The following is a 21,699-nucleotide window of genomic DNA, read 5'->3' as shown; positions in this document are numbered from 1 at the left end:
TTGGTGTGAACACTTCGCGTCAACGCTCGAGGCCAGAACGCGAACGGCCCACCGCGTCTCGCAATGTAGAGATGACCGCTGCGAGATCTCCCTCCCCGCCGACATTTCCCGGGAACACCACGTAGGGACATCCCATGACCTCGTCTGGGGCTTCTTCAGGGATGAAGAGGGAGATCTGGCCTGGCAGGAACTGACCCGCCACGGTCGCGCGGCGGATCCCCAGTCCCTTCACAGCGACCTCGTGTGACGTGATCCCCCCCTTGGCAATCACCCAGGCAGGCTTCGCCTTCCGGGCTTCAGAAACGACCTGCACCAGCGCTGCAGAAACACGCATCGACAGCTGGAGCGAACTCTCAGCACTGTCTCCAGTAACCAGCTCACGACTGGTGTACACCAGCACATCAGTCTCACGAAGCGCACCGGCGACGCGGCCGACTGCCTCCGCCAGGTATTCGTCCCGGTGCTCACCAAGGACTTCCGTGACCTCCAGCTCAACCTCGGCCAGGGCTCCTTGCGCCTGAGCTGCTCGTACCTGCCGGGTCGTCTGGCCAACATGCGAACCCACGACCACCAGACCATGCTCCCCGCGATCCGCATCGATGGGAATCGTTGCGGGGTTGAGCGGCTCTGCGGATTCCAGACCGGCCAACGGACGGACGAAGGAGGGGCCGGTGCGGTATATGAAGTTTTTACCCTCCTGCTGCGCCTGTCTAAGTCCAAGTACGACGATCTCCAGATCGCTGTATGTAGCGGCATTCGCTATGACCCATTCCAGCTGAGTCACTCGTCCCAGGATTTCCGCTACAGCCGAGGGGCCCCCATGCCGGATGACGTCGAGCGAGAGAGAGGTGATACCGGTGGTGGCGCCCTTTTCGCGAAGGAAATCCCGCAGGTTCGATGACCTGTAGCCGAAAGTGGCGTCCTGAGCGAACTCGGACTCCCCCACCGGAACAACTCCGTCTCCGATGCGGGCGTAGTGCACATCGTCAATTGTCGTGCGGCCCGCCTCGATCATGGCGGGGCAGAAAATCACCCCGTCGACGCCATTTCCGGTCACCTTGTTGTATTCGTCGGCTATGGCCTCCACCTCAGCGACAACGTGTCCTCTAAGGGTCGAATCGCTACGGGACACGATGTCGAGCGGTCCGGGCAGATCCAGCGAGAACAATTTGTGCAGCGTCTCTCGCGTCAGTACTACGGCCTCGTCCTCTTGCATCCCCCGCGTATTGGTCAACAGAAAACACGTGTCGCCGGCGTTTGCAAGTCCAGCGGCGAGCTGCTCGGTTTCGAGCACGGTCGCCACTGCTACGTCATGGACGCACTGTGAACCGGTGGGGTCGTCGTCGAGCACCGCTATGCGTCGTCCAGACATACGGTTCGTATCTGCGACGAGAGCCGCGAGGCTTGGCTGGGGGCGGGGCGTATCAATCACGATGAGACCTTCTTGTCCAGGGTGGTGCGCTGGCCGCAGCGTTCCACAGCGGGAGGCACCGGCTAGTAGCCGAGCAGGTTGGGCAGGAACAACACCAGTTGCGGGAAGAGCGCCAGAAGCAGGGTCAACAAGACCACAACACCGACGAACGGCAGAACTGCCACCGACGTCTTTTCGATCGTGGTCCCCGCGAGCTTCGAGGTGACGAACAGACAGACGCCCACCGGTGGGGTCGCCACGCCGATGGAGAGCGACAGCACGACTATGACTCCGACGAAGAGGGGGTCCAGCCCCGAACCGGCTGTCACGCCCACGATGACCGGGGCGATGATCGCAATAGCGGCGTTAGTCTCCATGAAACTCCCGATCACGATCAACAGCAGCACGAGGACCAGCATGATCGCCCAGCCAGAAGAGAGATTGGCCAGAAGTGCGTCCGCAGCCATGGCAGGAATGCGCTCGTAGGTCAAGATGTACCCGAAGACCGAGGCAGTCGCGATCACCGCGAGGATGACTCCAGTGGTCACCGCCGTGCGCCGGAAGACATGGAATATTGCGCGCAGGGAGAGACTCCGGTAGAAGAGGACAGCGATAAGAAAGGTGTATCCCACCCCCACCGCGCCAGCCTCGGTGGGCGTCATGAAACCGAGCAGGATTCCGCCCATGATGATGACCGGGATAGCAATCGCGCCCAAGGCATTGATCAGAGCCTTGCCCACTGACCGCAGCGGCTGTCGGTCGGTGACCGGAACGTTGTGTCGCCGCGCTACCCAGCGGATAACCAGCGCCAGCCCCAAAATAATCACGATGCCGGGCACGTACCCTCCGACGAAGAGGCCTCCGATGGAGACACCGGTGAGTGAACCGTAGACGACCATGGAGATGCTCGGCGGAATCACGGTGCCGAGACTGCTGGAGGACGTCTCAATTGCGGCGGCCACCTGCGGAGGGTAGCCCTGCTTCTTCATGGCCGGGATGGTGATGGAACCTGTCCCGACAGCGTTGGCTACGGAGGAACCTGAGAACGACGACATGAGTGTGCTGGAAACTAGCGAAACCATGCCCATGCCTCCCACGACATGGCCCACTGCTGCTTTGGCCAGGTCGACCAGACGCTGCGAGATACCGCTTGCATTCATCAGTTCGCCGACCATAACAAAGAACGGAATGGCCAGGAGCGGAAACGATCCCGGTCCGGACGTCATGAGCTGGGGCACCACGGTCAGCGGAATACTGGCGGGCATGAACCAATAGATGTATCCAAGCGACGACAGACCCAGCGCAAATGCGATGGGTACCCGCAGGAGCAGGAACACAATAAACGAGACGATTAAGAACGTGATTCCCATTGCCCTATGCCCCTGACTCAGTGGGAAGTTCTGAACCCGCGTGCTGTGGTGGCGGCTCTTGGCCCTTCACCAACCGGACAACGTTTGTCCAGACTCCAGCCAACACGTACACGCTTGACAGCAGCATGCCAACGAGCACCGCAGAGTATCCCCAGGCGGGCGAGATATGCAGGCTAGGAGTCAGCCGAACGCTGTCCATCGCCAACTGCACATAGTTGAAGCTCTCGAACGTGACCGCCACCGTGAAGACCAAGAGCAACAAGTCCGAGACGATCAGCACCGAGGTCAAAGTGCGTCCCCGCAGTCTGTTGACGAACGCAGTGATCGCCAAATGGCCGCCCTCCAAGAAGGCGAGGAAAACTCCGATATAGATCGTCCAGATGAAAAGGAGGGTCGCCAATTCTGTTGAGCCGGCCGGGACGAACCCGAACATTCTCAATATGACGCTGCCGCCAACTACGATCACCAAGCTGGCAATCAGTGCGACTGCCAACGCTTCGAGAAGCCGACGCGAGTACTTCGTGAGCGACTCGGCATTCATGGCAACCCTCCTAATCACTTGTCGATCGAACGGTTTTCAAACTGGGAATCTACTGTTGCATCTCCGAGAGTTCCTCAGGGCTGATTCCAAGATCCTCCAGGTGAGTCCTGACGCTGTCCTCAGTCGCTGCCCGGAACGCCTCGAGGTCCGGCTCAGTAACCGTCATACCTTCATCACGCAGGAGTTCCAGCTCTTCCTCATTGGAAGTCAGCTGCAGGTCGGACTGATACTGGCCTGCATCGTCGATGGCTTGGAGGATGATCTCTTGATCCTCGTCGCTGAGGCCGCTGAAAAACTCGTCATCCATGACCACTGCCTGGTTCTGCGTCATGTGCTTCGTCAGCGAGAGGTTGTCCTGGACCTCGAACAGGGAGTTCTGGTAAATCGTGCTGATCGGGTTCTCCTGGCCATCAATGACACCCGTGTCCAGAGCTGTGTACACCTCACTGAATGGCATCGGCTGTGCATCCGCGCCGAAATCTTGGATGGCCATGGTGTGCAGGTCGGCCGGGGGCGTCCGGATGGCGAGCCCTTCCATGTCCTCGGGAGAGCTGACCTCAGTGCTGCCGGTAGTCAGGTTGCGGTTCCCGTACCACCACGAATTGTCCACAACTCTGTTGCCGCTGCTTTCGGCACATTCGTCAATGGTCTGCTGGTTCCAGTCGGATCCGGCCAGGTTGCGGAGACTCTCATACTGATCGCGGTCAGTCTCGCCTTCGATTGCGTATGGCAGCGCAAAAGCCCCGAATTCTTCACATACATCAGCCAGCACGGCCGTGGCGACGATGGCAATGTTGACTGAATTCATCGCCAGGCCCTCCATCATCTCCGGCTCGCTGCCGATCTGTTCGGCCGGATACACCTCGACGGTGATACGCCCGTCGGACTCTTCACTGACTGTCTCGGCGAATCGTTCCGCTCCGAGGTTCATCGGTGTCGTGTCCTTCTGAGAATGACCGATCGAGAGGGTGTAACTCTCTCCCTCAGCCGCAGAGTCTTCCTCGACGCCGGCACCACGCTCACCGCAGCCGGTCATCGACAAGGCCACAACTCCGGCGACCCCCATGGCAATCCATCCATTAGTCTTCACGTCATTTTCCTAACTGTCGGAATAGCTTCGGCATGCCTGACCCGGAAGAACCTGGCCCCCAAACATGTTCGAACGAACGTAGACGGAACGCTATCAGGGGTTTTTCGTGACGTCAATCACGTTTTGACTGTACAATTTCAAAAACACCGCGTGCGAACGATCCCACGTGAGTTTGAGCGAACATAAGGGCTGCCCGATGGAGAACACTCTGGAACAACCGCACGATCGAACCCAAGTCCCGCTGCCGGAGCCGGGGACGGACCGCAAGGAGTACATCGTCAGCCTTCTGCGGGACCAAGAACGCGTGGAAGTCAACGGCGTCGCAGAAGCCTTCGATGTCTCCGCCATGACGATTCGAAGAGACCTGGCGGAGCTGGACAAGGAAGGGAGAGTCCAGCGCGTCCACGGAGGCGCCGTCGCGAGGCGCTCTCCATTCCCCCTGCGCGCTGAGATTGCAAGCGTAGAGAAATTCCGGATCGCCAGGGCCGTCAACGGCCTCATAGCGAACGGAGACACAGTGGGAATCGAGGTCGGCACGACTTGCCGGGCGGTCGCCAGGGAACTGGCGACCAGAGACGACATCCTCGCAGTGACGAACTCGCTTCAGGCCGCTATTGAGTTTCAGCGCTCTCGCAGCTCACTGCTTGTCCTTGGCGGCGTCATGACCTCCGAATTTGCGCTGGTGAACGGCAGTTGGGGTCGTGAGAACGGGACCATCCATCTGGATAAAGTCGTAATCGGTTGTGGCGGTATATCCGAGGAAGGTGTCAGTCACTTTGACATACCCGAAACGGAGGCGCGCAAGGAGCTCATTCAGAACAGCGACCTCGTAATCCTCGCCGCCGACCACACCAAATGGGGCCGGCGCAAGGCGATTCTGCTTGCCGAACTGGATGTCCTCGACATACTGGTCACCGACGCAGAACCGCCGCCCGAACTTCGACAGGCACTCCGGAGCGCTTCAGTTGAGGTAGTCATTGCCGGTGTGTGAATCATCCCGTCCCGCCAAACTCTGACAAGGATGTGCGGTCCCCTGTCGCACTGAAGAACGCTTGTTTCTAGTCAGCTCTACACTTTTGGGGATCGGTCGATTGTCGACAGATCTATGTACTCCTGGCGAGCGAGTACCTGTTGGGACAGCCCCAGGGTTCGCGTCTGTAGACTTAGGCATCGCTGGAGACCGCCCACCGGGCCTTGCAGCGACCCAAGCGGGCGTGGCGGAATTGGTAGACGCGCTGGATTTAGGTTCCAGTGTCTTAGACGTGGGGGTTCGAGTCCCCCCGCCCGCACCAGTTCGACTCCGTCGAAGACGGTGTCAGATCTCCAGCGTGACGACGACGCGACGCAGCCGAACCTAAGGACGAGACATGCGCTCCCCCATCGAACGACGCCGTTTCCTCGGGGCCTTCGGTGTGGCCGGTGCCGCGTCTGTGTTGCCGCGGCCCACCGTCGCGCTCACCGGGTCCTCCCCGACCCTGAGCTCCCCCGCCGAGTCTCCTGCGAGCACCGAGCCGCGCGGCATCGTGCTCTCCGCGGTCTCCTCGGTGGTCTCGATGGACCCTGCGCTGGCAGTGGACACGGAGACCGAGCGGATATCCCGCCAGGTGTTCGAGACGCTGGTGGGCATCGACGACGAGACCGGCGCCACCGCTCCCCTGCTGGCCACTGACTGGGAGGTCAGCCGCAACGGGCTGCGCTGCACCTTCTCCCTTCGCCCGGAGGTGACCTTCCACGACGGCACGGAGCTCACAGCCGACGTCGTCCTCGCGAACTTCCGGCGCTGGGGTCGGATGAACGAGCTCCTGCCCGCCGACGGTCCGGAACGCACCACCCTGGCCTTCGAATCACTGTTCGGTGGTTTCATGGACGATGAAGCCTGCCTGCTGGAATCTGTGACAGCCACGGATGACCTCACTGTGGAGCTCACTCTGAAGGAGCCGCTGGTCTTTCTGCCGCAGGCTCTGGCGATGCCCGCCTTCGGGATCGCCTCCGCAGAGGTGCTCTCCGACTCCGACCCGGGCCTTCTGGCCCGGGAACCGATGGGCACCGGAGCCTACCGCGCGATCAGCGTTGAGGATGACGAAGTGGTCCTCGAGGCCTTCGAAGACTATTGGGAGGGCGCTGCGCCGGCAGAGCGCGTGGTGGTGCGGACGCTGCCGCGCTCCTTCGATCGGCTGCGGGAGCTCCAGCGGGGCAAGATCGACGTCTACGACTACATCACGGCCGACAACCTCCGCTCCCTGGTGCAGGCCGGCCGACTCATCCTTCAGCGCGACCCCTTCTCCGTGCTCTACCTCGGCTTCAACCTGAACCATCCGGTGATGGGGGACGTGGATGTGCGTGAGGCGGCCGCCCGCGCCATCAACCTCAACGCCCTGGTCGAGTCCTACTTCCTCGAGGGCACCCGCCCCGCATACCACTTCACTCCCGCTGCGCTGGGCGTGCAGTCCGACGAGGCCGCGCGCTACAGCTACAACGTCGAGGAGGCCCAGGCGCTGCTGGAGGACACCGGCTACGACGGCGAGCCGCTGCGCCTGTATTACCCGATGAACGCCACGCGCAGCTATTTTCCCCGCCCCGAGGCGGTGTTCGCCTCGGTCGCCCGGGACCTGACCGCGGTGGGTTTCACCATCGAGCCGCGCCCGGTGTCCTGGGACGGGGGCTATGTGGAGGCGCTCCTGGAAGACGATGACCGTGCCATGCATCTGCTGGGCCGCAACGGCGGCTACCGATCCCCCCACTCCTTCTTCGGTCCGCTGTTCTCCCAGCGCACGCGCGAGTTCAACTACGATTCGGAGGAGGTCCGTGGACTCATCAGCTCGGCTCGCAGCGAATCCGATGAGCAGCGGCGCAATGAGATCTACCGAGAGGTCTCTGACCTGGTGGCGGAGGATCTTCCGGCGCTGCCGCTGGTCCACCCCATCTCCGGCGTCGCCCTGGGTCAGGGCGTCACCGACTACCCCATGTCCCCGGTGCTCCATGAACTGTTCAAGGACATCATCCCCGCTGAATGAGCCGAGCGCCCGCGTGCTGGGAACACCCGCGCAGCGGGCTCCGGCGTAAACAATTTCATCCGCTCGGCTGAGCGCGGGTAGAGTCGGCGCTCGGATACCCCGCACCACCCCCGGGTCTCATCAGGGGGAACACTCAAGGAGAATTCTGTGGCCAAGTCATCGTCGACAGGCGCTCAGCCGTCCAGCGCAGGGCAGAAGTTCGACGTCGTGCTCATCGGCGCCGGAATCATGTCCACCACTCTGGGCTCGCTGCTCAAGGAGCTGGAGCCGGACTGGTCCATCGCCATGTTCGAGTCGCTTGACCAGGCGGGCCAGGAGTCCTCCGATCCCTGGAACAACGCCGGTACGGGTCACGCAGCCCTGTGCGAGCTGAACTACACCCCGCGCGGCGCCGACGGCAAGGTCTCCACGGCCAAGGCCCAGGGGATCAATGAGCAGTTCACCGTGTCCAAACAGCTGTACTCCCACTGGGTCAAGCAGGGCACTCTCGGTTCCCCTCGCACGTTCATCAACGGTCTGCCGCACATCAGCTTCGTCTGGGGGGACAAGAACGCCCAGTACCTGCAGGAGCGCTATGAGGCGATGAAGGCCCAGCCGCTCTTCTCCGACATCGTGCACACTGAAGACCACGCGGAGATCGCGGAATGGGCCCCGCTGCTGATCGAGGGTCGCGATCCCTCCCAGCGCATCGCCGCCTCGAAGTTCGACACCGGCACCGACGTGGACTATGGCTCGCTGACCCGACAGCTGGCCACGCACCTCGATGCCAGCGGCGTGGAGGTGAACTACGGCCACGAGGTGCAGTCGGTCAGACGGGGCTCCGACGGCCGCTGGGACATCAAGGTCAAGGACAAGGCCACCGGAGACCGCAGCACCGCCAGCGCACGCTTCGTGTTCGTCGGCGCCGGCGGCGGTGCCCTGGGCCTGCTGCAGGGAGCCGGCATCGACGAGATCAAGGGCTTCGGAGGCTTCCCGGTATCCGGGAAGTTCCTGCGCAGCACCGACCCCGCCGTGGCCGAGCGCCACCACGCCAAGGTCTACGGATTGGCCTCAGTGGGCGCCCCGCCGATGTCGGTGCCTCACCTGGACACGCGGTTCGTGGAGGGACGACGCACCCTGATGTTCGGCCCCTACGCGGGCTTCTCCACAAATTTCCTCAAGAGCGGGTCCTTCATGGATCTGCCGCTCTCGGTCCGTCCGCACAACCTGATTCCGATGCTGCAGGTCGGCAAGGACAACACGGATCTCGTGACCTACCTGATCAAGGAGGTCACCAAGTCCTCCAGCGCCAAGTTCGAGGAGCTGCACCACTTCTTCCCGGATGCCGGCTCCGACGCCTGGGAGATGATCACGGCCGGCCAGCGCGTGCAGGTGATGAAGAAGAATGAGAAGGGCAAGGGCGTCCTGCAGTTCGGCACCGAGCTGATCTCCGCAGGGGACGGTTCGATCGCCGGCCTGCTGGGCGCCTCCCCGGGCGCTTCCACAGCGCCCTCGATCATGTTCACGCTGATGGAACGCTGCTTCGGCGCCCAGATGGACCGATGGCGTCCCAAGCTGGAGCAGATGGTGCCCTCCTTCGGCCAGTCGCTCAACGACAACCCGAGGCTGCTGTCCGAGGTCACCGCCGAGACCTCCAAGACCCTCCAGCTCGAGCCCTGACCCATGGCCCGCCTGGAGTTCCCAGCCCCCGAGTCTGTGCGCACACCGGCCGGGCTGACCCTGCACACCTGGTCACACCCTGACCCGGCGGGTCCTCCGGTCCTGCTCATCCACGGCTTTGCGAGCAGCACGCTCTACAACTGGGTCAAGACCGGCTGGCTCGACCCGCTGGCTGCGACCGGTCGCAGCATCATCGCGGTCGATCTTCCCGGTCATGGGGCCTCCCAGGACATGAACCCGGTGAGCGTCCGTGTCCGAGACATCCTCCGTGATCTCAACGCTCATCTGCAGGAGCAGGGACACCAGGCCGTGGCCGTCCACGGCTATTCCCTCGGCTCACGACTGGCCTGGGAGTTCAGCGCGGCGCACCCGGAGATGGTCACGCACCTGGTCATGGGCGGAGCACCCACCGATGACCGTCTGGGTGCGCTGGAGCCCAAGCAGGCCCGACTCTGGGTCCAGGAGGGTGTCCGGCCCGTCGACGAGCTGACGCGCAACGTGGTCACTCTGGCCGGAGCGCTGCCCGGGGCGAACGTCCCCCATGTGGTCGAGCTGCTGCTGAGCCTCTCCGTGGATCCCTATGATCCTGCGGCGGCCGTGCCCCAGGCTCCCACCCTCGTGGTGGCCGGGTCCCGCGATGAGATCGCCGTGGACGCGGAGACCCTGGTGCCGCTCATCACGGAGCAGGGGGCGCTCGGAACCTACGTGGAGATCCCGGATCGCGATCACATCAATGCAGTGACCTCGCGTGACTACAAGACAGCTGTGGTCGACTTCCTGCAGACGGCCTGAACGGGGCACCCGCGCCTCGTCAGGCTCCGGCTCTGCTCCGGACCCGGATTCTGGTTCGGCCTCAGCCGAACGGCGTGCGCGCCGGGCGAGCGCCCGAGGCCCGCGGACTCCCCCAGAGCTGACCGCCCAGGACCACGACGGCGGCGAGCAGGCCTCCCGCGACGCACACGAGTGCGGAGAAGCCGAGGCCGAGCTCCTCAGCGGCGATCCCGGCCAGGGTCACTCCCAGCGCCAGCCCCAGCAGAACCCCGCCAGAGGCCGCGGAGAGGGCGATCGGCAGGCGATCAGCCGAGACCGCGACGGCCATGCCCGCGTAGAGGCCGATGCTCAGACGGCCCAGCACGGCAGCGGTGAGCACCGAGTGCGTGCTCAGCAGCAGAAATCCCGTCAGACCCGACGGCAGCGCCACCGTCGCCAGCAGCATCACGCTCAGCGTCAGCAGCGCAGCGGCATGCAGCCGCCGTCGGCGCAGCAGCAGCGGACTGGGGAACGCCTGCGAGCGTGCCCGGGCTGCGAGCACCGCGGCTGCCGCGATCAGCCCAAAGGTGAGCGTGAACAGACTGGGCCGGGCCAGCGCCTGGGCGGAGTCCAGCACCGTGATCCACAGTCCACCGAGCACGGCGCCCAGGCCCGCAGCCAGGAGGATGCCCGCAGCCATCCCCCGCACCCCGCCCGTGGAGGCAGCACCTTCAGCTGCCGGCAGCTCGAACGCGTCGGGGAACGCTGCCTCTCCGGGAGGTCGATCCGGGGCCAGGCCGCGGTGTTCGAGCAGCACCTGCTGGGCGTGTTCGACTCCCCCCAGCGCCGATCGGGTGGCCTCTGCCGGGGCAGGCGTGGGATCGGCATGAGCCACAGCGTAGAGCGGCACCGCGACAGCGGTCAGCACGGCGGAGCACAACAGGCCTGCTGTGGGGCCGAAGCCGAAGCTCAGTGCAGCGACCAGCAGGGGCGCCGCGACCAGCACCCCGTCATCCAGTGCAGCCTCTGCTCGGAGACCCGAGCGCACCGACCGGCTCGGTGTCGCCGGACCGGGCTCGCGGGTCCACCGGCGGGCACGGCTGAAGGTGGCGGTGGCCGGTGTGCTCAGGCCCGCGAGGACCGTGAAGAGGAGCAGCAGCACATAGATGACGGCATTGGAGGTGATGGTGTCCTGACGCGTAAGGCGCTCGATGCTGGTCACCATCAGCACCAGCATCAGCACGTGGACGATGGCGCTGACCAGCTGCACATTGCGCGGACCGACGCGCTCCGCCAGGGCGGCGGCCGCCGGCGCTGAGATGGACATCCCCACCAGTGCGGCCGCCACGAGGGTCGCCGTGGTGAACATGGACCCGGTGCTGGCCGCGGCGGCGGCCAGCACGCCCACAGGCAGCAGCGGGCCGGGCAGCCGCGCGGCCACCGACACCCCCAGCCCATAGGCATCCAGACGGTTCATGGGGTCACCATCTCGGTGGTCGAGCCGTTGCGGTGACGCAGAACTCGCAGCTGGGTGGGGATGGCGCGGTGCATCTCGCTGACATGACTGACCAGGCCGACCCGTCGGCCTTCGCCCTGCAGCCGGTGAAGTGCACTCATCACATGTTCCAGGCTGTCCTCGTCCAGCGAACCGAATCCTTCATCGATGAAGAGGGACTCCATGCCGATGCCGCCTGATTCCGACTGGACCACCTCGGCGAGACCCAGCGCCATGGCCAGGGAAGCCATGAAGGTCTCCCCTCCGGAGAGGGATGAGGTGGAGCGCTCCACGTCGCTGTGTTCATCATGGACCTTCAGATCCAGGCCCTGGAGTCCTCGTCCGGTGGCGTCGTCACTGTGCAGCAGCCGGTAGCGCTGTTCCGACATGGTCGCCAGGTGACGAGTGGCGGCCTCCGCCACTCGCTCCAGCCGCGCCGCCAGCACATAGGTCGTGAGGGTCATCTTCAGCGTATTCTCCGAACCCGTCCCATTGATGGTCGCGGCCAGCTCGGCGCGCCGTCGCTGCTCGGCCAGCGCCGTGTCACGGTGGTGCCGAGCCTGTTCCAGCTTGGCGGTGTGATCCCGCACCGCCTCGTGCTGGGCGCCGAAGCGCACCAGCGCCGTGTCGGCGTCCTGGGCCCGCGCCGAGGTGGTCTGCGCTGATGCCTCCGCCGCGGTGAGCTCCTCCGCACGAGGCCGCAGCTCACCGGCGCGGTGACGCGCCTCGCCAGCCTGGATGATCTCCTGTGCGCCCTCGTAGTCAAGCTGCCGACGCAGCTCCTCCCACGCGTCCACGGCCACGCTGTGCTCCTGGGCCGTCTCCAGCGTCAGCCGGGCCGAGGTCATGTCCTGCGCATCGCTGAAGGTCGAGGCGCGCAGCTGATCCTCGGCGGTGCGCCGGGCACGTTCCAGATGGGAATGCTGAAGCTGTGCATCCTCGATCTGGCGCCGGGCGCTCCTCAGGCTCGTCTGCACTCGATGAAGCTCTTCGAGACGGCGCGGAAGCGACTCATAGCTGCCGCGCAGCGCGTCCAGGGCCGCCTCCAGCTCAGCCATCTCGGCAGCCTGCTGGCCAGCCGCTTCGCGGCGACGCTCGGCGCTGTGCACCGCCTGCGTGTGCTGTTGTACGAGCCGCTGCTCGCGCTCGGTGTCCTGCGCCAGCTGTTCGCGAAGGTCTCGCTGACCGGCGCGCTGCTCCTCGACATGCTGGAGCTCGCCCCGGGCCCGCTCGAGATCGGCCTCGGTCTGCGCCACGAGGGCCTCGGCGTGCTCACCCAGTCCCGCCATGATCTCGTCCCGCTGTTCCAGGACGCTTCGGTGCTCGACCCGCGCCTCGCTGAGTGCATCTCTGGCGGTCTGAACCTCCTCTTTGATGGCCTCGACCTCGTCCCGAGTGACCACGACCCCCGCGTCCGCCGCGGGGAGAGGATGTTCGGCCGAGCCACACACGAGACAGGGCTGTCCCTCCTCCAGCTCCCCGGCGAGCTGCGCGGCCACGTTCTGCAGATAGCTCTGCAGCCGCTGCCGATGCCGCTCCTGCAGCTGCTCGCAGGTGTTCTCACGTTCGGCGACCATCGCGCTCCAGCGGTCAGACTGTGCCTGAAGCCGGTCCCTGCTGCGCTGGACCTCGATGCGCGCGAGAAGCGCCTCAGCGGCGGTCCTCGCCTCGTCGCGGGCGGCCTCCAGGGACTCAGGATCGACAAGCCGCGCCCTGGCATCTTCACAGGCCCTGCTGAGACGTTCAAGCTCTTCGGCGCAGCGATCAGCCTCCACCTGGGCCTGTTCGGCGGCACGCTCAGCCTGGACGCACTGCTCGAGCAGCAGCCGATGGCGGCGCTCGTGCTCTGCAGCCTCGGCACCGGTGAGCCGGGCGCGCAGGCTGATCAGCTCTTCTGCGGCCGCCTGCACCTGCTCCAGACTCGGCGCCCCGTGAGCATCGACGAGGTCGCGCGCGGTGATCTCCTCCGGCTGCAGCGCCGCGAACCGACCCAGTTCGGCTGCTGCACGTCGAGCTTCCGTGGCTGCTGCCTCTGCTGCCTGGACATGCTGGTCCGCCGCCTTCTGCGCCGCCGCAAACCATTCCCCCACCAGCTCCGCCGACTCATGCCGGCGCAGGGCGTCGCGCTTGGCCGCGACCTCCGCCGACTGGGCCTGGTGTGCTGAGGCCCGCTCAGCATGTTCGGCATGACGACGCAGCGCGACGTCGCGCTGCAGGAGCTCTTCACGCTGCTCGCGCGCCTGCCGGGCGGCGGCCGCCGCAGATTCAGCGACGCCCTGCAGCTGGCGGCGGCGGTCCCCGACGAGCCCATCCACGCGGTCCACCAGGTCAGCCTCATCGACCTGCGCCAGCGCCTCAGCCTGACCCTGCGCCCCAACCAGTCCCAGCCCCTCAGTCTGACCCTCCGCTTCGACCTGTCCCTCCGCCTCGGTCTCGATGGTCTCCTCGACTTCAGGGAGCATGGCCTGCGCGGCGTGGCGGAGACTCTCGGCATGCATCTGGATTCGTGCGCTGGTCTCCCGGAGCTGCTGCTCGGAGTCCCGTGCGAGTTCGCGCAGGTGCCGTTCGAGCAGCGTGAACCGCTCGGTGTCGAAGAGACGTTCCAGCAGCTCCTGCTTGTCCCTGCTGCTGGCGTGGAGGAACTCGGCGAAGGATCCCTGAGGCAGCAGGATCACCTTGGTGAACTGGTGCAGGTCCAGACCGAGCATGCGCGTGATCTCATCATTGGCGGCCTGGATTCCCGACGTATAGGGCTGCCATTCCCCCGCATGCTGAGTATGCAGGACCACCCGCTGGCCCACCTCGCGGATCCTGCTGGGGTCACGCTTCTGCGGACGTCCATGATGCGGGGACCGCCAGATCCGGCAGCGCCGGCCGGCCTGGGTGAACTCCAGCTCGACGAATGGCTCACTCTCGGGCGAGGCATGGCTGCTCTTCAATCGCGTCTTCTCACGCTGGCCCGGCACATCGCCGTAGAGCGCGAAGGTCACCGCGTCGAGGATGGAGGTCTTTCCGGCTCCGGTGCGTCCGCGCAGGAGGAAGAGTCCATCGGCCCCGAGCCGGTCGAAATCGATCTGCTCGGTGCCGCCGAACGGACCGAAGGCATGTAGGGTCAGCTGGTGCAGCTTCATGGACGCACCGCCTCCAGACCCTGATCGATAAGGTGCTGCTCCTCGGCACTGGGCCCGCGACCGCCGCGGACATGCTCGAGGAAGCCCTCGATGACCTCGGTGTCGGTCCGCGCCTGCTCCACTTTGGCGGAGTAGCTCCGCCGCAGCACGTCGAGTCGCCCCGCATGAGTGAAGGTGGCCAGATGCGGATAGGCCTCCTGCACTCGGTGGAACGCGCGTTCTGGCCGGATCGGGTCGGTGAGCTTCACCTGGACATAGGAGTCCTGGTGCGCAGCCACGCTCTCGGGGCTGAGCAGCTCCGCCAGCGTCCCTTCCAGCTGAGCCAACGGTCGCCCGATGTCCCAGTTCAGCGCCTGGGCAGGGTCTGGAGAGCGGGAGTCCCAGAGCCAGGCACCCTTGGCCTGCTGCGTCTCCGAGAAAGAGTACCGCAGCGGAGATCCGCTGTAGCGCACAGTCTCGGAGAGTCGCTGGCGACCGTGGAGATGTCCCAGCGCGACGTAGTCGAAGCCCTCGAAGAGCTCCAGCGGCACCACGGTGAGTCCACCGATGGTGTCCTCATGATGCGTGGGCCTCTCTCCCGCGGCGACGTCGAGACCGATGTTCCGCTCTGAATCCGAGGCGGCTCCCTGCGCGGCGAACAGGTGCGCCATGAGGATCACCTTCACCGGGGAGTCCTCGCCGGCGGATCCGTTGTGGCTGCGGCGCCGCTGGACATCCTCCCAGATGCGCCTGATGACTTCGGCGGCGACACCGGTGTGGTGGGCTCGGTCCAGGCCCAGTGCGGGCGCGAACAGCTGCGGCTCCAGATACGGCACCCCATAGACCAGGGTGCTGCCGCCGTCGGACTCGGACACCTGAACCGGAGTCCAGGCATCCTCGAGCGAACTCCGGATGTGCACGCCGGAGCTGCGCATGAGCCCGCGCCCGAAGCCCAGTCGGGCGGCGGAATCGTGATTGCCCGGGGTGATGATGACCTGCGTGCCGGCGTCGACCAGCCTTTGCAGGCAGGCCTCCAGGGACGCCACCGCCCATTCCGGTGGCAGCGCCCGGTCGTAGACATCCCCGGCGATCAGCACCACGTCCACCGCATGCTCGGTCACGGCGGAGCTGATGGTCTCGAGCATCTGTTCCTGCTCCTCGCGCAGGGAGTGTCCGTGGAAGCCTCGGCCCAGGTGCCAGTCGGAGGTGTGTAGCCAGCGCATGGCCCCACGCTATCGGCTGGCACGGACATGGCCGGAGCACCACCCCGGGGCAGACTATTCTGGGGGCGTGGACTCCGCCGAGAAACTGATCAGCCGCTTCCGTCCGGTGCTGCGCGCAGGAGCCTCCCCGGCGTCGTCTCGGGACGACGCGCCCGCTGAGCATGCGGAACTGCTGCATCAGCTGTGCACCGCCGACGGTCTCCTGGAGCTGCTGGACTGGACCCGCCAGGGCCTCGGCGCCGATCCGCTGGCCTGCATGTGGCTGGGCTCGCTGCGCTGGTACCGCGTGATCACCGGCTCCTGCCCCGCAAGCGCCCCGCAGCCGCCGACCCGCGTGGTCGACGAAGAGCTGCTCCGGATGCGCCGGGAGGAGAAGCTGCCGCTGCGGTCCGACTCAGCCAGCGGCGGCCTGGCGGGGCTCTCCGCGGGAGAGATGGCCTATCCCAGCGCCCCCGCACAGCCGGAGTCAGCGGACGCGCGGGCACTGCTGCGCGCCGTTCCCGTCGGGCTTGTGCCCTATATCGACGAGCCCATGCGACGTGCGTGGGCGCGCCAGACCGTGGCGCTCACCCACGGCCACCCTGAGCTGCTGCGTCGAGCGGAGGAGCTGGCGATGCTCGTCCATGAGCTGGCCAGCGCCGAAGAGACCACCTCGCTCGCCGACCGCACGGCCCAGTCCCGGCGCGACATCCTCGAGTGGGTCGATGATGCTGAGATCCGCGAGATCCTTCAGCGGCAGCTCGACGCCGCGACGGACCCCGGACAGCCCGCACCGGAGAGCTCCGGCGGTCACCGCCTCGCCGAGGTGATCGATCTCCTCGCCCAGCAGTGGGAGGAGGTCACCCGACCCCGGTGACCCGTGGCGCGCCTTGGGCTCCGCTGGCGGCCCTCACCGGACCACCCCTGTGCCCTCGGCCAGCCCTGGAATCGGCCAGGCATCGCCCAGCGCCTCACGGAACTCCTCCTCGCAGAGCACTCGGATGGCCTGGCCCTCGGCCTGCCGACGCAGCGCATCGCGGGCCTTGCTGCTGCGCAGCGGGAAGGACTCGTCCGGTGCGGCCAGCTCCCAGGGCTCGAACCCGTCGCCGACGACCAGCAGGGACGTGCCCGCGGTGACCCGCGAGGACGTGCCTGCTCCCAGCCGCGCCACGATCTCTTTGGCCTCAGCGCGCGGGATGGACAGATTCCCGGTGAAGGTCAGCTGCGCACCGAACAAGGCGTGCGCGGGATCGGCGAGAGTGGAGGGAGGCAGGTTCCTGCCCTCGTCCTGCCAGCGCATGAGGTCAGGCATATGCCGGGGCTCGGGTGCGGGCACTCTCGCGTCGAAGAGGTGGGCCATCGTGCGCACCTGACGGGTCGCCCGGGACTCCCGGCTCCGCGGAGCCCGCCAGGACTCCATCGAGCGCAGCTGCACGCCGGAGTCGCGAAAGAGACGGTGGGTCTGTCCCACGGCTCGTCGCTCAGCGATGTCGCAGACCACCGCCGCCGAGGCGCGTGCGTCTTCCAGCGCATAGTGATGGGCCGTGAGCTCGTAGCCGGCCTCCGCGGCGGCCTTGGGCAGGGCATGGGAGGGAAGCTGGTAGTTCGCTCGGGAGAGTCGCACCGAGCAGAGACAGCTCAGCCCCGGCGAGTCCAGTCCGCTGACCTCGAGCGCCGATTCGAAGACCTCGATGTCGAACGCCGCATTGTGCGCCACCAGGACATCGCCGTCGATGAAGGCGTTGATGGCCTCGAAGAGCTCCCCGAAGCGAGGTGCGTGGGCCACCTGGTCGGCGGTGATGCCATGGATGGCCACGTTGTGCGGGTCGAAGCGGTCAAAGCCCTCCGGCGGACGCATTGTGGAATAGAAGGTGTCGACCTCCCGGCCGTCGCGGATCCTGACCATGCCGATCGCGCAGGGAGATCCGCGGAAGCCGTTGGCGGTCTCGAAGTCCACCGCGGTGAAGTCGAGGCCCTTCACGGGGTCAGCGCCTCCACCACGTGCTCCCGCAGGGCTGCGAAGGCCTGGCCGCGATGTGAGATGGCGTTCTTCTCCTCCATGGAGAGTTCGGCGGTGCTGCGCGTCTCGCCGCTGGGCTGCAGGATCGGGTCGTAGCCGAATCCGCCGAGACCCTGGGGCTGAAGCAGCAGCCGCCCCTCCAGACGTCCGGTGGTGGTGAACTCCTGTGCCGGACCCCCGTGGGCGTCAGGGACCACCAGCGAGGCCACACAGACGAAGGCGGCTCCGCGGTGTTCAGGGGCGATGTCGGCGAGCTGTTCCAGAAGGAGCCGGAGATTGCTCTCGTCGGAGGCACTCGCCCCGGCCCAGCGGGCGGAGAAGATCCCGGGGGCGCCGCCGAGGACGTCCACGGAGAGCCCCGAGTCATCCGCCACTGCGGGAAGACCTGTCTGCTCCGCGACCGCCCGGGCCTTGATCAGCGAGTTCTCCTCGAAGCTGAGGCCGGTCTCGGGGATCTCCGCGCACCCGGCCGAGCCCGCATCGATGACTGCGCCTTCGAGATCGACTCCTGAGAGTCCAGGGCTGGAGGCGAGCAGCGCCCGGAACTCCCGGAGCTTGCCGGCGTTGCGGGTGGCCAGGACGATCCGTGCGTTCACTGCGCGAGCGCCTCCCGCTGCAGCGCGGCCAGGCTCCGGGTGCCGGTCAGCGCGAGGTCCAGCAGACTGTCCAGCTCGGCGCGGTTGAAGGGCGATCCCTCGGCGGTGCCCTGGACCTCGACGAAGTCTCCGGAGCCGGTGACCACCACGTTCATGTCCGTGTCAGCAGTGGAGTCCTCGGCGTAGGGCAGGTCCAGCACGGCCGCGCCGCCGGGCAGCACACCCACGGAGATGGCCGAGACGGAGTCTTTGAGGACCTCGGCCCGCTTGGACACATGTCCCTCGGTGCGTGCCCACTCCACGGCGTCGGCCAGGGCCACGAAGGCACCGGTGATGGCGGCGGTGCGGGTCCCGCCGTCGGCCTGGAGCACGTCGCAGTCCAGCGTGATCATGTTCTCCCCCAGCGCCTTGGTGTCGACCACGGCGCGCAGCGAGCGTCCGATCAGGCGAGAGATCTCATGGGTGCGTCCACCGATCTTGCCCTTGACCGCTTCACGGGCGGAGCGGGTGTTCGTCGCGCGCGGCAGCATCGAGTACTCGGCCGTGACCCAGCCTGCGCCCTGGCCCCTGAGCCAGCGCGGCACGTTCGATTCGAAGGAGGCCGTGCACAGCACCCGGGTGCCGCCGAACTCGATCAGTGCCGAGCCCTCGGCATGGGCGCTCCAATGGCGGGTGATGGTGACCGGACGCAGCTCGTCGGCTGCCCGTCCGTCGGTCCGCAGATTAGTGATGGTCACTGCTCACTCTCTTCGTGGGGTTTGTTCCTGATGCCACCGATCTCATAGGTGACACCTGCGACGGCGACGGCGAGGTCGCCGCTGTACTGTTCCCTGGCGCGCGCCAGAAGCACGCGCTGGGAGGTCCAGACGGGGATGTGGGTCAGCAGCAGACGTCCGACGGCGGCTTCGCGTGCGCTCACGCCGGCGCGATGACCATTGAGGTGGACTCCCTCGATGTGATCGTCGCGTCCGTCCTCGAAGGCGGCCTCGCAGAGGAAGACATCGGCTCCGCGGGCCGCCTCCACCAGACCATCACACGCGTCGGTGTCACCCGAGTAGGTCAGGGTGTGCGGCCGGCCGTCTGCTGAAGCCTCCGGCGCCACGTCGATGCGCAGCGCATAGGCCTCATCGATGGGGTGGCGCACAGGGACCGGAGTGATGGTGAAGGGACCGACTGTCTCCGCCTGCCGGGGCTGCCAGGTGCGGAAGTCGAAGTCCGGGTGCATCCCGGGGTTCGGATCCATCCCGTAGGCGCTGGCGATCCGCTGGTCCGTGGTGGAGGGTCCGTAGACCGGCACGTGCTTGCCCGGCCAGCCGCCGGGACGCCAGCGGATGGCGACATGGAGTCCACAGAGGTCCATGTAGTGATCCGGGTGCAGGTGGGACAGACAGACGGCGTCGATGTCTTCCAGCGCCAGGTGCTGCTGCAGCTTGCCCAGTGCTCCGTTGCCGAGATCCACGACCACCCGCCAGGTGCGGCCCTGATAGTCGGCGGTGAGCAGGTAGCACGAGGCCGGGGACTCCGGGCCCGGGAACGACCCGCTGCACCCGATGATGGTGAGTTTCATATGGTGCGTGGCTCCCGTTCAGTCATCCTGCGCTCCGGCCAGCATAGCGGGAGTGATCCGGGGAATCACACCGGTCGCAGGGGCCTCGCGCACGTGGTCGACCTGGTGCACCGCCAGCACCTCAGGGCCGAGGAATCGCCTCGCCAGCAGCTGGAACGCCGTCGCATCTCCGGTGGAGAGGAACGTGTGCGCCGAGACGGCCCCGGACCCGCCCTGCAGGTCACCCTCCCGCTGGAGTCCGTGCCGGATGAGTGCACGGTAGAGATCCTTGGCGGTCTCCTCCGCTGAGGAGACCAGCGTGACCTCCTCCCCCATGACGTAGGAGATGGCCCCGGTGAGCAGCGGGTAATGCGTGCATCCCAGCACCAGCGTGTCGACTCCAGCGGCCTTCAGCGGGGCGAGGTACTCCTCGGCGGCCTCGAGCAGCTCGGCCCCGGCGGTGACGCCGCGCTCCACGAACTCCACGAACCGCGGACAGGCGACCGTGGTGACCTGGAGCTGCGGCGCCGCGGCGAAGGTGTCCGCGTAGGCGCCCGAGCTGACCGTCGCCGATGTGCCGATCACGCCGATGCGGCCGTTGCGGGTGGCGGCGACGGCACGCCGCACGGCCGGCTGGATGACTTCGATCACCGGAATCCCGTGCCGGTCGGTGTAGCGCTCGCGCGCATCGCGCAGCACCGCCGCCGAGGCCGAGTTGCAGGCGATGACCAGGGCCTTGACTCCCGCGTCGACAAGCTCGTCCATGACCCTGAGCGCGTGGGCGCGGACCGTCGCGATGGGAAGCGGACCGTAGGGACCGTGGGCGGTGTCCCCGAGATAGGTGATGGACTCCCCCGGCAGCTGGTCGAGGACTGCACGCGCGACGGTCAGCCCGCCGACTCCGGAATCGAAGATGCCCACCGGAGCGGAGGCATTCATGCGGAGCCGGGGCTCGCGCCGTCGCGGTCACCCTCGCCCTCCTCGGGGAGGAACTCCATCATGGCGCTGAACAGCGACTCCTGGAGCCAGGTGATGAAGGTGTAGATCTCCGCCATGAAGGACTCGGAGTCCTTGGTGCCCGAGGCGACGGCCAGTTCATGCACGCGCTGGGCGTCCTCCTCGGTCTCCAGGTCCAGCCGAGACGCCAGGGTCAGGCGCAGATCATTGAGCGCGCGTCCGAACACGGGGGCGAGCTCCTCCTCCATGTTGATCGGTGAACTCTCCAGCAGCATCCGTGCAGTGCGGAGATCCGCGATCTTGGCACCGCGCAGGGAGTTCTCGCTCAGGCGGCGGAAGTGCCCGGCCTCCTCCTCGTCGGCGAAGGCATCGGGGAGCAGCCGGCGCAGCACGGCGTCCTCCGGAGCGGCGAGCGGCTCATCCCCGCCCAGTCCGGCGAGCTCGGCGCGGAAATGGGTCAGGGCGGGATCATCGTCGATCGGCGCGGCATCCGCGGCGGACTCCTCCTGACGAGTCTGAAGCAGGGCGATCACATCCGCGCACAGCGAGCTGAGCAGCCGACGCTCGTGCTGCTCCAGATCTGCCCGGTATCCCCTGGTCGTGGCTCGAAACGCAGTGGCCACGGACTACTCGGCCTCTTCCAGGGTGGCCTGAAGGCCGTACTGATGCATGGCGGTCACATCCTGCTCGGCCTTCTCGCGAGGGCCGTGTGAGACGACGGCGCGACCTTCATGGTGGACCTGGAGCATGAGCTCCTCGGCCCGGGCCTTGGAGTGGCCGAAGTAGCTGCGGAAGACCCAGCTGACATAGGTCATCAGGTTCACCGGGTCATTCCAGACCACCACCTGATAGGGGCGCTGGGCGGAGAGGAGCTGGGAGAACTCGGAATCGAGGTCAGTCTCCTCGCGGCTGAGCGTGGATCCTTGCGCTGAACTCAT

19 protein-coding genes and 1 tRNA gene are annotated in these 21,699 nt (G+C 66.3%); 6 read left to right on the top strand and 14 right to left on the bottom strand.

The features are described 5' to 3' along the window. Positions 1-19 precede the first annotated feature (19 nt). The 4 genes from H4W27_RS04075 to H4W27_RS04060 form a co-directional block, all read right to left on the bottom strand. Entirely contained in the window at positions 20-1,432 is a 1,413-nt protein-coding gene (locus tag H4W27_RS04075) for a four-carbon acid sugar kinase family protein (protein WP_318782129.1), read from the bottom strand. 62 nt (positions 1,433-1,494) lie between these two features. After that, positions 1,495-2,781, bottom strand: coding sequence for a TRAP transporter large permease (locus H4W27_RS04070; protein ID WP_192594796.1), 1,287 nt, complete (start codon positions 2,779-2,781; stop codon positions 1,495-1,497). Positions 2,782-2,785: 4 nt separating this feature from the next. After that, the gene (locus tag H4W27_RS04065; RefSeq protein WP_192594795.1) at positions 2,786-3,322 is read right to left on the bottom strand and encodes a TRAP transporter small permease; all 537 of its coding nucleotides are present in this window, start codon (positions 3,320-3,322) and stop codon (positions 2,786-2,788) included. A 49-nt stretch (positions 3,323-3,371) separates the two neighbouring features. Further along, complete coding sequence (locus H4W27_RS04060) at positions 3,372-4,412, bottom strand: TRAP transporter substrate-binding protein (RefSeq protein ID WP_192594794.1); 1,041 nt, start codon at positions 4,410-4,412, stop codon at positions 3,372-3,374. Between the two features lie 196 nt (positions 4,413-4,608). On the opposite strand from H4W27_RS04060, the gene H4W27_RS04055 reads away from it, so the two are divergent. From H4W27_RS04055 to H4W27_RS04035, 5 genes are all read left to right on the top strand, one after another. Then, positions 4,609-5,403 (top strand): DeoR/GlpR family DNA-binding transcription regulator, encoded by a 795-nt coding sequence (locus tag H4W27_RS04055; RefSeq protein WP_192594793.1) that lies wholly within the window; start codon positions 4,609-4,611, stop codon positions 5,401-5,403. Positions 5,404-5,620: 217 nt separating this feature from the next. After that, positions 5,621-5,704, top strand: a tRNA-Leu gene (locus H4W27_RS04050). A 75-nt stretch (positions 5,705-5,779) separates the two neighbouring features. Further along, complete coding sequence (locus H4W27_RS04045; RefSeq protein WP_192594792.1) at positions 5,780-7,426, top strand: ABC transporter substrate-binding protein; 1,647 nt, start codon at positions 5,780-5,782, stop codon at positions 7,424-7,426. A gap of 147 nt (positions 7,427-7,573) precedes the next feature. After that, positions 7,574-9,085, top strand: coding sequence for a malate:quinone oxidoreductase (locus H4W27_RS04040; protein ID WP_192594791.1), 1,512 nt, complete (start codon positions 7,574-7,576; stop codon positions 9,083-9,085). Positions 9,086-9,088: 3 nt separating this feature from the next. Next, positions 9,089-9,877 (top strand): alpha/beta fold hydrolase, encoded by a 789-nt coding sequence (locus tag H4W27_RS04035; protein WP_192594790.1) that lies wholly within the window; start codon positions 9,089-9,091, stop codon positions 9,875-9,877. Positions 9,878-9,938: 61 nt separating this feature from the next. Here the strand turns inward: H4W27_RS04035 and H4W27_RS04030 are convergent, their stop codons facing one another. Genes H4W27_RS04030 through H4W27_RS04020 form a run of 3 tightly spaced genes read right to left on the bottom strand, consistent with a single transcriptional unit; the run spans position 9,939 to position 15,663 of the window. Beyond that, positions 9,939-11,312: a hypothetical protein gene (locus tag H4W27_RS04030; RefSeq protein ID WP_192594789.1), complete on the bottom strand. Its 1,374-nt coding sequence runs from the start codon at positions 11,310-11,312 to the stop codon at positions 9,939-9,941. Beyond that, positions 11,309-14,461, bottom strand: coding sequence for an AAA family ATPase (locus H4W27_RS04025; RefSeq protein ID WP_192594788.1), 3,153 nt, complete (start codon positions 14,459-14,461; stop codon positions 11,309-11,311). Before H4W27_RS04025 ends, H4W27_RS04030 begins: the two co-directional genes overlap by 4 nt. After that, positions 14,458-15,663 (bottom strand): exonuclease SbcCD subunit D, encoded by a 1,206-nt coding sequence (locus tag H4W27_RS04020; protein ID WP_192594787.1) that lies wholly within the window; start codon positions 15,661-15,663, stop codon positions 14,458-14,460. The genes H4W27_RS04025 and H4W27_RS04020 overlap by 4 nt, the downstream gene beginning before the upstream one ends. Before the next feature lie 67 nt (positions 15,664-15,730). On the opposite strand from H4W27_RS04020, the gene H4W27_RS13805 reads away from it, so the two are divergent. Next, positions 15,731-16,519 carry an ADP-ribosylglycohydrolase family protein gene (locus tag H4W27_RS13805; RefSeq protein WP_192594786.1) on the top strand — a complete coding sequence of 263 codons (789 nt, stop codon included), beginning with the start codon at positions 15,731-15,733 and terminating at the stop codon, positions 16,517-16,519. Between the two features lie 33 nt (positions 16,520-16,552). On the opposite strand, the gene H4W27_RS04010 is transcribed toward H4W27_RS13805, so the two are convergent. Genes H4W27_RS04010 through clpS form a run of 7 tightly spaced genes read right to left on the bottom strand, consistent with a single transcriptional unit; the run spans position 16,553 to position 21,699 of the window. Continuing rightward, positions 16,553-17,623: an exonuclease domain-containing protein gene (locus H4W27_RS04010; protein ID WP_192594785.1), complete on the bottom strand. Its 1,071-nt coding sequence runs from the start codon at positions 17,621-17,623 to the stop codon at positions 16,553-16,555. Continuing rightward, positions 17,620-18,258, bottom strand: coding sequence for an RdgB/HAM1 family non-canonical purine NTP pyrophosphatase (rdgB, locus tag H4W27_RS04005; RefSeq protein WP_192594784.1), 639 nt, complete (start codon positions 18,256-18,258; stop codon positions 17,620-17,622). Before rdgB ends, H4W27_RS04010 begins: the two co-directional genes overlap by 4 nt. Continuing rightward, on the bottom strand, positions 18,255-18,995 hold the full coding sequence (rph, locus tag H4W27_RS04000; protein ID WP_404821844.1) for a ribonuclease PH: 741 nt from the start codon (positions 18,993-18,995) through the stop codon (positions 18,255-18,257). Before rph ends, rdgB begins: the two co-directional genes overlap by 4 nt. After that, a complete protein-coding gene (locus tag H4W27_RS03995) occupies positions 18,992-19,825 on the bottom strand; it encodes an MBL fold metallo-hydrolase (protein WP_192594783.1) in 834 nt (277 codons plus the stop codon). The genes rph and H4W27_RS03995 overlap by 4 nt, the downstream gene beginning before the upstream one ends. An 18-nt stretch (positions 19,826-19,843) precedes the next feature. After that, positions 19,844-20,743 (bottom strand): glutamate racemase, encoded by a 900-nt coding sequence (gene murI, locus H4W27_RS03990; RefSeq protein WP_192594782.1) that lies wholly within the window; start codon positions 20,741-20,743, stop codon positions 19,844-19,846. Then, entirely contained in the window at positions 20,740-21,384 is a 645-nt protein-coding gene (locus H4W27_RS03985) for a DUF2017 family protein (RefSeq protein WP_192594781.1), read from the bottom strand. The genes murI and H4W27_RS03985 overlap by 4 nt, the downstream gene beginning before the upstream one ends. Before the next feature lie 3 nt (positions 21,385-21,387). Continuing rightward, the gene (gene clpS / locus H4W27_RS03980) at positions 21,388-21,699 is read right to left on the bottom strand and encodes an ATP-dependent Clp protease adapter ClpS (RefSeq protein WP_192594780.1); all 312 of its coding nucleotides are present in this window, start codon (positions 21,697-21,699) and stop codon (positions 21,388-21,390) included.

This window comes from Nesterenkonia lutea (assembly GCF_014873955.1).
In the GTDB taxonomy this organism is placed as follows: domain Bacteria; phylum Actinomycetota; class Actinomycetes; order Actinomycetales; family Micrococcaceae; genus Nesterenkonia; species Nesterenkonia lutea.
The sequence above is the reverse complement of the archived record's forward strand: the minus strand, read 5'-3'. Positions and strand labels throughout refer to the sequence as shown.

Coding starts and splice junctions, on each gene's coding strand:
- H4W27_RS04070 (WP_192594796.1), bottom strand. CDS start 2,781: ATGGGAATCACGTTCTTAATCGTCTCGTTTATTGTGTTCCTGCTCCTG.
- H4W27_RS04065 (WP_192594795.1), bottom strand. CDS start 3,322: ATGAATGCCGAGTCGCTCACGAAGTACTCGCGTCGGCTTCTCGAAGCG.
- H4W27_RS04055 (WP_192594793.1), top strand. CDS start 4,609: ATGGAGAACACTCTGGAACAACCGCACGATCGAACCCAAGTCCCGCTG.
- H4W27_RS04045 (WP_192594792.1), top strand. CDS start 5,780: ATGCGCTCCCCCATCGAACGACGCCGTTTCCTCGGGGCCTTCGGTGTG.
- H4W27_RS04035 (WP_192594790.1), top strand. CDS start 9,089: ATGGCCCGCCTGGAGTTCCCAGCCCCCGAGTCTGTGCGCACACCGGCC.
- H4W27_RS04030 (WP_192594789.1), bottom strand. CDS start 11,312: ATGAACCGTCTGGATGCCTATGGGCTGGGGGTGTCGGTGGCCGCGCGG.
- H4W27_RS04025 (WP_192594788.1), bottom strand. CDS start 14,461: ATGAAGCTGCACCAGCTGACCCTACATGCCTTCGGTCCGTTCGGCGGC.
- H4W27_RS04020 (WP_192594787.1), bottom strand. CDS start 15,663: ATGCGCTGGCTACACACCTCCGACTGGCACCTGGGCCGAGGCTTCCAC.
- H4W27_RS03995 (WP_192594783.1), bottom strand. CDS start 19,825: ATGAAACTCACCATCATCGGGTGCAGCGGGTCGTTCCCGGGCCCGGAG.
- murI (WP_192594782.1), bottom strand. CDS start 20,743: ATGAATGCCTCCGCTCCGGTGGGCATCTTCGATTCCGGAGTCGGCGGG.
- clpS (WP_192594780.1), bottom strand. CDS start 21,699: ATGAGTTCAGCGCAAGGATCCACGCTCAGCCGCGAGGAGACTGACCTC.